This window comes from Streptococcus suis, from assembly GCF_046032535.1.
GTDB classification, from domain to species: Bacteria; Bacillota; Bacilli; order Lactobacillales; family Streptococcaceae; genus Streptococcus; species Streptococcus suis_AK.
Map to the genome: position 1 here is coordinate 1 of NZ_JARQPL010000047.1, position 12,964 is coordinate 12,964.

A 12,964-nucleotide genomic window follows, 5' to 3' on the forward strand; every position below is an offset into this window, starting at 1 on the left:
CCGATGAGTCGTGAAAAACAGGTCGCCTATATCAATGACAAACTCGAGCAACTCAGAGAAATCAAGCTAGGAAGTGATAGTGATTATACGGTGAAAGAAGCAGAGCGTTCGATTAAGGGATTGGAGCACCAGTTGGAAGAACTTCAAAAACTAGAGCGAGATACCTTTATTGAATTTGAAAATCTTGGCATTGATTTTCTCTTTGTGGATGAGGCTCATCACTTCAAGAATATCCGTCCAATTACTGGACTTGGGAATGTGGCAGGGATTACCAATACTACCTCCAAAAAGAATGTAGATATGGAGATGAAAGTGAGACAGGTTCAAGGAGAACACGACTATCGTAATGTGGTCTTTGCGACAGGAACACCAGTCTCTAACTCTATTAGTGAACTCTATACCATGATGAGTTATATCCAACCAGATGTCTTAGAACGCTATCAAGTCTCAAACTTTGACTCATGGGTGGGAGCTTTTGGGAATATTGAGAATTCTATGGAACTTGCCCCAACAGGAGACAAGTACCAACCTAAGAAACGCTTTAAGAAGTTTGTGAACCTGCCTGAACTCATGCGGATTTATAAGGAAACAGCTGATATTCAGACCTCAGATATGCTTGATTTACCTGTTCCTGAAGCTAAAGTCATTGCGGTAGAGAGTGAACTCACAGAAGCTCAGAAATATTATCTTGAAGAGTTGGTTGACCGTTCAGACGCTATCAAGTCTGGCAGCGTTGACCCTAGTGAGGATAACATGTTAAAAATCACTGGGGAAGCCAGAAAACTAGCCATTGATATGCGTCTTATTGATCCAGCCTATACCCTATCTGACAATCAGAAGATTATGCAAGTGGTGGATAACGTGGAACGGATTTACCGTGAGGGCGAGCTTGATAAGGCTACCCAGATGATTTTCTCAGATATTGGAACGCCTAAGAATAAGGAAGAGGGCTTTGATGTTTACAATGAATTGAAAGACCTCTTAGTTGACCGAGGGATTCACAGAGAAGCAATTGCCTTTGTCCATGACGCCAATACCGATGATAAGAAAAATTCTCTGTCACGCAAGGTCAATAGTGGGGAAGTACGGATTCTCATGGCTTCTACTGAAAAAGGTGGAACAGGATTAAACGTCCAATCACGTATGAAAGCTGTTCATCATTTAGACGTTCCCTGGCGTCCCTCTGATGTAGGACGGATTTTGCGGACATTCAAAATAAAAAAGAATGTGGAGGTAACAGACAATGGCAAAGACAATTTTTGAGGAAATGGGCGGCAAATACGAAAGGCAAGGCGATTATTTAATACCGTGCTTAACTGTACCCGCCGAAGAAGAACAGCCGATAGGCATCTGGGGACAGCGGCATTTGGATTATCTGAAGCATCACTGCAAAGTTACATACACCAATCTTCTTACAAGCGGCAGACTTAACGCTTACCTTGCCGACATTGACAGACAGGCACAGGAACGCTTTGAAAGGCTCATAGAGGGTATGAAACAGGCACAGGGCATAACGGAACAGCTAAAGGCAGAAAACGCCTTAGAATGGACAGGATGCCTCAATAACATAAGGGCTTGTGCGAGGGAGATTGTGGAAAAGGAAATTATTTTTGCATAAACAGATGATTAGTGGCAGGGGGAAATCCTGCCGCTTTTTCTGCTTTAGTTTGTCAGCTTGACAAATAAAGGGTTAAGGAATATAATTAGATTCAGTATTATACAAGGAGTTGATAAATATGCGGCAAGGTATTCTTAAATAAACTGTCAATTTGATAGTGGGAACAAAAAGTAGCAGTCCCGTTTCACTTTTAATATGGGGCTTAGTTTTTTGTACCCAGTTTAAGAATACTTTTATCATGTAATTTTATATGCCCGAAAACATATAAGTGTTTTGGGGCTATTGGAGTTATTTACCCAGTGATAGGAGTATTTATCACTGGGTATTTTTATGCCCTTTTTTGGGTGTTGATAGGAGGAAAATCACATGAAAATAATTAACTTAGGCATTCTGGCTCACGTTGACGCAGGAAAGACAACATTAACGGAGAGTTTATTGTATACCAGTGGTGCAATTGCAGAACCAGGGAGCGTAGATAAAGGCACAACAAGGACAGATACAATGAATTTGGAGCGTCAAAGGGGAATCACTATCCAGACAGCAGTGACATCTTTTCAGTGGGAGGATGTAAAAGTCAACATTATAGATACGCCAGGCCATATGGATTTTTTGGCGGAAGTATACCGTTCTTTATCCGTATTAGACGGAGCAGTATTATTAGTTTCTGCAAAGGATGGCATACAGGCACAGACCCGTATACTGTTTCATGCACTACAGACAATGAAGATTCCGACAATTTTTTTCATCAATAAAATTGACCAAGAGGGGATTGATTTGCCAATGGTATATCAAGAAATGAAAGCAAAGCTTTCTTCGGAAATTATAGTGAAGCAAAAGGTTGGGCAGCATCCCCATATAAATGTAACGGACAATGACGATATGGAACAGTGGGATGCGGTAATTATGGGAAACGATGAACTATTAGAGAAATATATGTCAGGGAAACCGTTTAAAATGTCAGAACTGGAACAGGAAGAAAACAGGAGATTCCAAAACGGAACGTTATTTCCCGTTTATCACGGAAGTGCTAAAAACAATCTGGGGATTCGGCAGCTTATAGAAGTGATTGCCAGTAAGTTTTATTCATCAACGCCTGAAGGTCAATCTGAACTATGCGGGCAGGTTTTTAAGATTGAATATTCAGAGAAAAGGCGGCGTTTTGTTTATGTGCGTATATATAGCGGAACATTGCATTTGAGGGATGTTATTAAAATATCTGAAAAAGAGAAAATAAAAATCACAGAGATGTGTGTTCCGACAAACGGTGAATTATATTCATCCGATACAGCCTGCTCTGGTGATATTGTAATTTTACCAAATGATGTTTTGCAGCTAAACAGTATTTTGGGGAACGAAATGCTGTTGCCGCAGAGAAAATTTATTGAAAATCCTCTCCCTATGCTCCAAACAACGATTGCAGTAAAGAAATCTGAACAGCGGGAAATATTGCTTGGGGCACTTACAGAAATTTCAGATGGCGACCCTCTTTTAAAATATTATGTGGATACTACAACGCATGAGATTATACTTTCTTTTTTGGGGAATGTGCAGATGGAAGTCATTTGTGCCATCCTTGAGGAAAAATACCATGTGGAGGCAGAAATAAAAGAACCTACTGTTATATATATGGAAAGACCGCTTAGAAAAGCAGAATATACCATCCACATAGAAGTCCCGCCAAATCCTTTCTGGGCTTCTGTCGGGTTGTCCATAGAGCCGCTCCCTATTGGAAGCGGAGTGCAGTATGAAAGCAGAGTTTCACTTGGATATTTAAACCAATCGTTCCAAAATGCGGTTATGGAGGGGGTTCTTTATGGCTGCGAGCAGGGGCTGTATGGATGGAAAGTGACAGACTGTAAAATCTGTTTTGAATATGGATTGTATTATAGTCCTGTAAGTACCCCCGCAGACTTTCGGCTGCTTTCCCCTATCGTATTGGAGCAGGCTTTAAAAAAAGCAGGGACAGAACTATTAGAGCCATATCTCCACTTTGAAATTTATGCACCGCAGGAATATCTCTCACGGGCGTATCATGATGCCCCAAGGTATTGTGCAGATATTGTAAGTACTCAGGTAAAGAATGACGAGGTCATTCTGAAAGGAGAAATCCCTGCCAGATGTATTCAAGAATACAGGAACGATTTAACTTATTTCACAAATGGGCAGGGAGTCTGCTTGACAGAGTTAAAAGGATACCAGCCAGCTATTGGTAAATTTATTTGCCAACCCCGCCGCCCGAATAGCCGTATAGATAAGGTTCGGCATATGTTCCACAAGTTAGCTTAACAGCTTGCAAAAGTCATATAAAATGAGATTTGAAAGGATTAGAGACTAATTATGATGAAATGCGAATGGATATTGTGTCCTGTTTGTGGGAGCAAAACCCGTAATAAAATTAGGAAGGACACTGTTTTGGAGAATTATCCCCTTTATTGTCCAAAATGCAGACAAGAAAGCTTGATTAAAGTTGACAACTTGAAGATAACTGTCATCAAAGAGCCAGACGCTTAAGACGCAGAGCCGATGAAATTGTGGAACAATTCACGAATCATCGGCTCTTTTTGTTTCGTATTTGAAAGAACAAACTCACCAAATAAAAAAAACGATATTCGGGTGGGTTATTTTGTTATACCCTAAATTACCCTCTGAATTTGTTTTTAAATTTGGAGGGATTTTTTTATGTTCTTTTTTCGGGCGGTTATTCATCTGCTCATACGAAGTAAAATTTATCAATACATAGCATATCAGAGAATGGCAGGAAACCAGTTAAAAAAATTTCTGCCAGTGCAGCGGTACTTCTCACCTTGAAAGTGGAAGTACAATCTCCATACAACAGAATTTGTATTTCCCATAACCGTGAAGGTCACAGAGCCTTTGCGGTTTTTCTTTTGTCGTTTTTTGTTGGAAAGTGCCGCAGGGCTGTTTCTGGTGTGCGTTGCCGCTCCCCGCCTCTCCATCTGGATTTTTACATTTCAAAAATTCAGATTGGAGGTATTAGCGGTGAAATACGCACCAAGAAAAGTATATATCAAAGAAAGCGGCGGCTATGTGGAACTGTCCTATACGGATTTCTGCCGCCGCAGGCAAGCCGACAAGGGATATATGGACAAGCTGTTTATCCCCGTCCAAGGTTGTCTGCTTGAAGTCGTAAGGGAGCAATATGCGGACTTCTACCGTGACAGGGAGCGGTGGCGTTACCTGCAAAAATTAGATGCGAGGAACAGCCTGCTATCTCTGGACGGATTTACGGACAGCGAGGGGAATCCTCTGGACTTTATCGCTGATGAAGCGGCGGACATTGCGGAAACCGTTGTCAATGCTGTTATGGTGGACAGGCTGAAAGCCGCCCTGCCTTTGTTGTCGGATAGTGAGCAGGAGTTGATACAGGCAATCTTTTTTGACGGACTTTCCGAGCGTGAAGTCGGGGCGAGGTTAGGCATAACCCAGAGCGTTGTGAACAAACGCAAAGCCAGAATCCTAAGAAAACTAAGAAAGATAATAGAAAATTAAAATTTAAGGCGTTCAGCCCCCTTGTTTTTTCCTTTGGGAAAATGAGGGGGCTTTTCTCTGCCCTCTCAATCAATTCTGATTGGAGGAAGAAAGAATGGCATACAACCACGGACGGGAGGACAGGAAATGGCGTATCTGGAAAGAAGCGGAGGAAAAGCTGCTGCGTGAGTGCGGCGTTGATGAAGTGACCATTGAGCAGATACGCATAGCGGACAGGGCAGACTTCAATTCCAACAGGCGGTTTTACCGATGGACGAATGACGTTGCGGAATACCTTGAGGACATGGCAGACAGGGAGCGGCAAGCGGAGGTGAATACAGTTGCGGAGTTACTGGACGAGATTGAGAGCGAAAATCTCTATCAAGTATTAGTCACGGTGGACGGGCGTACCTTGAAAATCGTCCTGCTGAAAATGCAGGGGTATTCCACAAAGGAGATTGCCCCACTTGTGCATTTGACGACTGGTGCCATCTATGCGAGGTTAGACCATCTGCGGAAGAAGCTTCGGAAAATTTTGTAAGCGTCTAATACATCCCATTATTCTGCGGGCTACTGGGTGGGGAGTGGAATCTCCCCGCTTATTTTTGGCAGGAGGAAAACGGGATGGCATATAAAGCTAAGGCGTACACGCTTCGGGAGGAATCCACGGAAAGCGGTATAAGGTATTTTATCAGTTTTAAGGACGGGCAGGGGGAACACCACGAACTGGAAGTATCCGAGCAGTTATTCTTTGAATTTCGGCAGATGGAACGCAGGAACAGGAATCTTCTCCAATGGGACGAGCGGCACAGGGAGTTTTCGGAAGTATGGGACGAAACGCTGAACAGGCGGGCGTTAAAGCTGCCTAAGAGCATTGAGGAACAAATGATTGAAGCAGAACGGGCGGAACTGCTCTGTAAGGCGGTTGACAGACTGCCAGAGATACAAAGGCGACGTTTCCTGCTCTACTACGAGTATGAGTTCAATTTTTACCAAATCGCCGCTATGGAGCATTGCACCGCTTCTGCAATACAGAGATCCGTTGCTGTTGCAAAGAAGAAAGTAAAAGCGGAAATGAGGAAATATCTCCAACCATGACCGACACCGCCCGAAAAAGAAATCTGTTTTTTATTTGTGTGGGATTGGCGGTATTACATACTCTCACTTTTTTCGTGGGAGTAAATCTATTTTTAAGGAGGTCAACGCCTATGTGCAACAAAAACAAGATAACTGCCCGAAAGGAGGAAACCCATGCAGAAGTTACAGACAGTCAACGCCGAAACGCTCCTTTATGAGCCGCTTGAGAAGCCGTCCTTTGTGGTGGACAGCCTTATCCCCACAGGCTTGTCGCTGTTCTGCGGCTCACAGAAGATAGGCAAGAGCTGGCTCATGCTGAAGCTGTGCTTATGCGTGTCGCAGGGAATCCCCTTATGGGACATGACGACAATGGAGGGCGATGTGCTTTACCTCTGCCTTGAGGACACGTTCTGCCGCATACAGGACAGGCTGTTCCGTTTGACGGACGAAGCGAGCGGGCGGCTTCATTTTGCCGTGGCAAGCTGCAAGCTGTCAGACGGTCTTATCGTGCAGCTTGAGGATTATCTGAAAGACTATCCAGACAGCAGGCTCATTGTCATTGATACCTTGCAGAAAGTCCGTACAGCTTCAAAAGACAACGCCTATGCAAGCGACTACGGGGACATCTCCCTAATCAAAGATTTTGCCGACAGGCACTCTCTGGCGGTCATTGTCGTACACCACATCCGAAAGCAGAATGACAGCGATGTGTTCAACAAGGTGTCTGGGACGACAGGCTTAACGGGGAGTGCGGACGCTACCTTTGTTCTGGAAAAGGAGAAACGGGCATCTGACACCGCCAAGCTGTATGTAACGGGCAGGGACACGCCCTATCAGGAATACACGCTCCGTTTCCGTGATTGCAGTTGGGAACTTGTGGAGAGGAAAACGCAGGAGCAGCTTGCGAAAGAAACGATACCAGATGTCCTTTTTCGGTTGGTGGATTTTATGAGGGATAAGGAAGAATGGGCAGGCACGGCAACGGAGCTGTTAGCCGCTATGGGGGAAACGGAAACCATACCCACGGTGATTACGAAATGGCTGAATGAATATCACACCACATTTTTAAGCGAGAACCGTATCTGCTACCAGTACAGCCGCAGGAAAGACGGCAGGCAGATTGCCCTTGCAAGGAGGGCGGGTGACAGCGGTGACGGCGGTGACAGCGATATTGGGATACCCCCTGTTACTGTCATTGACGCTTAAAGCCATGTAAAGTTGGCGGCTCTGCCCTGCGGGTGACAGCGGTGACGGCAGTGACAGTGATTTTAGGATACCCTGCCGCTGTCATCCCTACGGGAGAACACCCCGCAAACGCAAAATGCAGGCGTGGGATTCACCCGCCCTTTTCGGGCGTGTAAAATCACCCCTGCGGTCAGAAAAATCTCTCCGATTTTTCCGACTGCGTTTACAGGGTGTAACACACTACACTTTGCCCTGCAAAGAGCCGTGTGCCAGACGTTCCCTCTGGACTCCCTTATGGCAGGTCTTACGCCCTGCTATCCTACGCCTTGCGGCTTCGGATAAAAGAACGGCGGCATGACGGTTACAGCTCTTGCGAGGGAGTATCCCAAAAACACCGTCACCATCGTCATGACCGTCATGCAGGGGATAAGGGTGACAGTTACGGCAATCGGCAGGGGGCATCCCAAAACTGCCGTCACCACCGTCACCGCTGTCACCCAAAGGGCAGTTACCCGCCGAAGAAAGGAAGATGATGGATTATGCCCTATGCAATCCTGCGTTTCCAGAAACGCAAAGCGGGCGGCGTTGCGGCTTGCGAACGCCACAACGAGCGGAAGAAAGAAGCCTACAAAAGCAACCCAGATATCGACATGGAACGCTCTAAAAATAACTATCATCTTGTCGCACCGCCAAAGTACACCTATAAGAAAGAGATTAACCGAAAGGTAGCCGAAGCAGGGTGCAGGACAAGGAAAGACAGCGTGATGATGGTGGAAACGCTCATCACGGCTTCACCAGAATTTATGAACCAGTTACCGCCCGAAGAACAGAAAGCGTATTTTACGATGGCTCTGGATTTCATTTCGGAGCGTGTCGGGGAGCAGAATATCCTCTCCGCAGTCGTCCACATGGACGAGAGAACGCCCCATATGCACCTCTGCTTTGTGCCGATTACACCAGACAATAAGCTGTCCGCCAAAACAATTTTAGGCAATCAAAAGAGCCTGTCGGAGTGGCAGACCGCCTACCATGAGCGGATGTCCTCACGTTGGAATCAGCTTGAGAGAGGTCAATCTTCGATGGAAACCAAGCGGAAACACGTCCCCACATGGCTCTATAAGTTGGGCGGCAGGCTTGATAAGCAGTATGGGGAAATCGTGTCTGCCCTGTCCGACATCAACGCCTTTAACGCAGGGAAAAAGCGTGACAAGGCTCTGGAACTGGTTGCCGCATGGCTGCCCGAAGTGGAGAAATTCTCTAAGGAAATCGGCAGACAGCAGGCGTATATCGACAGCTTAAAGGAGCAAATCGGGCAGGAAGCCGACTATGCAGGGCGTATGCGTGATGAAAAGTACGAGCAGGAATTAAAGGTGCAGAAAGCCAACCAGAGGATATTTGAATTGCAGAGAACCAACGAGCAGATGGGGCGGCTGCTCTCAAAGATACCGCCAGAAGTGTTGGAAGAATTACAGAGAACAGGCAGAAACAAATCAAGAGAAAGGTAAAAAGTGAATGAAGAAACAGGATTTTAAGGTGTTAAAGACCAAAGATTTATACCCGTTTCCCGACAATCCGTTTCATGTTGTGGAGGATGAAACGCTGTCAGAGTTAGCGGAAAGCATCAAGGAATTTGGCATTGTCACGCCGATAATCACACGCCCGAAAGAGGACGGGAACGGTTATGAAGTGATTGCGGGGCAGCGGCGTGTCCGTGCGTCCGAACTTGCAGGTATAAATACCGTGCCTGCATTTGTCCTGCCCTTAGACCGTGACCGAGCCATCATCACCCTTGTAGACAGTAATTTACAGCGTGAAAATATCCTGCCATCGGAGCGGGCGTTTGCCTACAGGATGAAATCCGAAGCCATGAAGCGGCAGGGTTTCCGCACAGACTTAACCTCGTCACAAGTTGTGACGAAGTTGCGGACGGACGACAAAGTGGCACAGGGCTTCGGCGTGGGCAGGATGACCGTCCAGCGTTTTATCCGCCTGACGGAACTGATACCGCCGATTTTGCAGATGGTGGACGAGGGGAAAATCGCCCTCACACCTGCGGTGGAACTGTCCTTTTTGAAGAAAGACGAGCAGGAAAATCTCTTTGCCACGATGGAGAGCGAAGAAGCAACGCCCTCACTCTCACAGGCACAGCGGATGAAAAGCATGAGCCAGAGCGGGCAGCTTGACATGGATATGATATTTTCCATTATGACGGAGGAAAAGGGAAACCAGAAAGAAACCTTGAAAATCAACACAAGCAAACTGAAAAAATACTTTCCGAAGGACACAACGCCGAAGCAGATGGAGGAAACCATCATCCGACTTCTGGAACGTGAGTTGCAGAGAAAACGGAGCAGGGACAGCCGCTAACCTTCTTTTTTCGGGAAGTAAATGCAGGAATTTGGAACAGAAGAAAGACAGAATTTTAAGGAGAATGAGGTAAGGAATGAAAGAAATCCAGTATGAGATTGTAAAGGAAATCGCCGTATTGTCTGCGAGTGACAGCGGCTACACAAAGGAAATCAATCTTATTTCATGGAACGGGAGAGAGCCGAAATATGACATCCGCAGCTTTTCCCCGAACCGTGAGAAGTGCGGAAAGGGTATCACGTTGAACGCTGATGAAGCAGCGGCACTCCTTGAAGCATTACAGAAAGAAGTAAACAGCGGGGATTGATGGTATCTGATTGACAGGGCGGGGCGTTTCCAGACGTTCTCCTGCCCTGTCTGGAAAGGAAGATTTAAGTATGGGCGAGGATAGGAAAACAACTGGAAGAAGAAAGCGTATTGTGCCAAAAGGGCAAGTACAAATGATTATCAGTCGAGAATATATCGGCACACAGACCGTTGCAGAAGCGTTTGTCCCGATTATCTCCGAGGATATTCGGAAGAAGATTGCCGAGGGCGACACCTTCGACAATGAGGGGCTGTCCGCTTAGAATGTACGCAATGGAACATGAAAACGTTAGGACAGATATGGAGGTTTTACAGTATGGCAGGAATAAGAACGGAGAACAAGATTTATGAAGTCGGCATTTACTGCCGCTTATCAAAGGACGATGGCACGGATAACGAGAGTGCGAGCATTGCGACACAAAAATCCATCCTCACGGATTATGTGAAAAGGCAGGGATGGCATTTAGCAAAAACGTATGTTGACGATGGCTACTCTGGAACAAATTTCCAAAGACCAAGTTTCCAGAATATGATTAAGGACATTGAAAACGGGCTGATAAACTGCGTGATTACAAAAGATTTATCCCGTCTGGGGAGGAACTATCTTGATTGTGGGTTATATCTGGAAGTCTTTTTCCCAGAGCATAACGTGAGGTATATAGCGGTCAATGACGGCGTGGACACCTTAAACAAATCCGCTATGGACATCACGCCTTTCCGCAACATCCTAAACGAAATGTATTCTGCCGATGTGTCAGTCAAGATAAAATCGGCGTACCGTGCGAGGTTTCAGCAGGGGAAATTCATGGGAACAACAGCCCCTTATGGCTATGTCAAAGACCCTGCCGACCACAACCATCTGCTGATAGATGACAAAGTTGCCCATGTGGTAAGGGAGATATTCGACCTTGCGTTAGCGGGCAACGGCATCGCCAAAATCCGCAAGCACATCAACAAACAGCATATCCTACGCCCTGCCGCTTATGCGGTGGAGCAAGGGGCAACAGGCTATGAGCGGTACTTTGAGGATAACGAGGAAAACCGTTATATTTGGAGCGAGAACAGCGTGAGGGGCATTTTAAGAAGCCCGATATATGCGGGCAACCTTGCAGGCTACAAGCGGATTGCAGCCAACATGAAAAGCAAGAAACGCCCCTCTAAGCTGCCCGAAGAATGGGAAGTGATACCAGACACCCATGAGGGGATAGTCACGCAGGAGGAAACGCCCCGACATCATCGACTGCGTACAATACACCTGCAATAATTATGGCAGATATGGCAATGTTATGTGTACCGCACACAGCATTGAAGCGAGGGACTTATTCAATGCCGTCCTTGCCGACATCAACCGCTTTGCGGATATGGCGGTCAATGATGAAAAGGCGGTCAGAGCCATAGAAAGGCGGCTCACGGAAACAGACCAGAGCAGGGCGAAATCATTAGAGAAAGAAAAGAAGAAGCTGAACAAACGCCTTGCGGAGCTTGACAGGCTGTTTTCCTCTCTCTATGAGGACAAGGTAATGGAGCGTATCACGGAGCGGAATTTTGAGATGATGTCGGGGAAATACCAGAAAGAGCAGCTTGAAATTGAAGCACGGCTGAAAGAGGTAACGGAAACGCTCAATGACAGCTATGAGAAATCGCAGGGCGTGAGGGACTTTCTATCCCTAATCCGCAACTATCAGGGGCTGAAAGAGTTGGACGCAACCATCATAAACGCACTCATAGACAAGATACTTGTTTCGGAACGTGAGAAACTTGCGGACGGGACAGTAAGGCAGGAAATCAAGATTTACTATAAATTCATCGGCTTTGTCGGTGAATTACATATCACACCCACAAAGCGGTGGACGGCGTTAAAGCCTAAAAATTGTACGGTGTGCGGTGTTGAATACGTCCCCAGCTCTGGAATATCAAAGTATTGTCCCGCTTGTGCTAAGAGGATACAGAGGGAGAAATCAAACGAGAGCAAACGCAGGAGTAGGGAGAGGAACCGAAGGGCATGTATTGAACTGTCCGCAAAAAATGACCGACTGACATTGTCCAGCGAAATGGACGACTAATTCGACAAGGAAACATGCACCAGGAGGTAGATATTTATCACTATATCACTAAAGGGAGCTTTGACAATTACCTCTGGCAGACGCAGGAGAATAAGCTAAAGTATATCACCCAGATAATGACCTCAAAAGATCCTGTGAGATCAGCTGAAGACATTGATGAACAAACCATGACGGCTTCTGACTTTAAGGCCTTGGCAACTGGAAACCCTTATCTCAAACTCAAAATGGAGTTGGAAAATGAACTGACAGTTTTAGAGAATCAAAAACGAGCCTTTAATCGCTCCAAAGACGAGTATCGCCATACCATTTCCTATAGCGAAAAGCACCTCCCTATAATGGAAAAACGGTTGAGTCAATATGATAAGGATATTGCCCAATCTTTGACAACAAAGTCGCAAGATTTTGTCATGCGATTTGACAATCAGAAAATGGATAATCGTGCTGAAGCAGGGGATTATCTGCGTAAACTCATCACCTATAACCGCTCAGAGACCAAGGAAGTCAGAACACTTGCCAACTTTAGAGGATTTGATTTAAAAATGACTACACGTGGTTCTAGTGAACCCTTGCCAGAGACTGTCTCTTTAATGATTGTTGGTGACAACCACTATACTGTTACCTTAGATTTGAAATCAGACGTCGGAACCATTCAACGAATTAGTAATGCCATTGACCATATTATAGATGACCAAGAAAAGACAGAAGGGCTGGTAAAGGATTTAAAGGATAAGCTACGAGTAGCCAAAGTAGAAGTTGAGAAACTCTTTCCCAAGGAAGAGGAATATCAGCTTGTAAAGGCTAAGTATGATGTCTTGGCTCCCTTGGTTGAAAAAGAAGCAGAGATTGAAGAGATAGATGC

The 12,964-nt window shown here is 45.7% G+C and carries 13 protein-coding genes and 2 pseudogenes; all 15 read left to right on the forward strand.

Features of this window, described 5'->3' with window-relative positions; all coding sequences use genetic code 11:
- A partial coding sequence (locus P7J58_RS10430) for an SNF2-related protein (protein ID WP_408556307.1) occupies positions 1–1,263 on the forward strand: 1,263 nt, incomplete at its 5' end.
- Entirely contained in the window at positions 1,244–1,618 is a 375-nt protein-coding gene (locus P7J58_RS10435; protein WP_001140406.1) for a TnpV protein, read from the forward strand. The genes P7J58_RS10430 and P7J58_RS10435, both read left to right, overlap by 20 nt.
- 366 nt (positions 1,619–1,984) lie before the next feature.
- Positions 1,985–3,904 (forward strand): tetracycline resistance ribosomal protection protein Tet(O), encoded by a 1,920-nt coding sequence (gene tet(O) / locus P7J58_RS10440; RefSeq protein ID WP_000691759.1) that lies wholly within the window; start codon positions 1,985–1,987, stop codon positions 3,902–3,904.
- A gap of 51 nt (positions 3,905–3,955) precedes the next feature.
- Entirely contained in the window at positions 3,956–4,129 is a 174-nt protein-coding gene (locus P7J58_RS10445) for a cysteine-rich KTR domain-containing protein (RefSeq protein ID WP_011528024.1), read from the forward strand.
- A gap of 489 nt (positions 4,130–4,618) precedes the next feature.
- Positions 4,619–5,128, forward strand: coding sequence for a sigma-70 family RNA polymerase sigma factor (locus P7J58_RS10450; protein ID WP_000872511.1), 510 nt, complete (start codon positions 4,619–4,621; stop codon positions 5,126–5,128).
- 94 nt (positions 5,129–5,222) lie between these two features.
- Positions 5,223–5,648 (forward strand): sigma-70 family RNA polymerase sigma factor, encoded by a 426-nt coding sequence (locus P7J58_RS10455; RefSeq protein ID WP_000323896.1) that lies wholly within the window; start codon positions 5,223–5,225, stop codon positions 5,646–5,648.
- Between the two features lie 83 nt (positions 5,649–5,731).
- Positions 5,732–6,205 (forward strand): sigma factor-like helix-turn-helix DNA-binding protein, encoded by a 474-nt coding sequence (locus P7J58_RS10460; RefSeq protein ID WP_029180376.1) that lies wholly within the window; start codon positions 5,732–5,734, stop codon positions 6,203–6,205.
- Between the two features lie 153 nt (positions 6,206–6,358).
- Positions 6,359–7,390 carry an AAA family ATPase gene (locus P7J58_RS10465; protein ID WP_001170965.1) on the forward strand — a complete coding sequence of 344 codons (1,032 nt, stop codon included), beginning with the start codon at positions 6,359–6,361 and terminating at the stop codon, positions 7,388–7,390.
- 245 nt (positions 7,391–7,635) lie between these two features.
- A complete protein-coding gene (locus P7J58_RS10470) occupies positions 7,636–7,902 on the forward strand; it encodes a hypothetical protein (RefSeq protein WP_162495498.1) in 267 nt (88 codons plus the stop codon).
- A gap of 6 nt (positions 7,903–7,908) precedes the next feature.
- On the forward strand, positions 7,909–8,874 hold the full coding sequence (gene mobV / locus P7J58_RS10475) for a MobV family relaxase (protein WP_001145977.1): 966 nt from the start codon (positions 7,909–7,911) through the stop codon (positions 8,872–8,874).
- A 7-nt stretch (positions 8,875–8,881) separates the two neighbouring features.
- On the forward strand, positions 8,882–9,736 hold the full coding sequence (locus P7J58_RS10480) for a ParB/RepB/Spo0J family partition protein (RefSeq protein ID WP_000743701.1): 855 nt from the start codon (positions 8,882–8,884) through the stop codon (positions 9,734–9,736).
- Between the two features lie 76 nt (positions 9,737–9,812).
- Positions 9,813–10,043 carry a YdbC family protein gene (locus P7J58_RS10485; protein ID WP_000659121.1) on the forward strand — a complete coding sequence of 77 codons (231 nt, stop codon included), beginning with the start codon at positions 9,813–9,815 and terminating at the stop codon, positions 10,041–10,043.
- A 70-nt stretch (positions 10,044–10,113) separates the two neighbouring features.
- Positions 10,114–10,305 carry a hypothetical protein gene (locus P7J58_RS10490; protein WP_000503424.1) on the forward strand — a complete coding sequence of 64 codons (192 nt, stop codon included), beginning with the start codon at positions 10,114–10,116 and terminating at the stop codon, positions 10,303–10,305.
- A 53-nt stretch (positions 10,306–10,358) separates the two neighbouring features.
- Positions 10,359–12,105: pseudogene (locus P7J58_RS10495) on the forward strand (recombinase family protein).
- A pseudogene (locus P7J58_RS10500) lies at positions 12,072–12,964 on the forward strand (hypothetical protein); the annotation flags it as partial. The pseudogenes P7J58_RS10495 and P7J58_RS10500, both read left to right, overlap by 34 nt.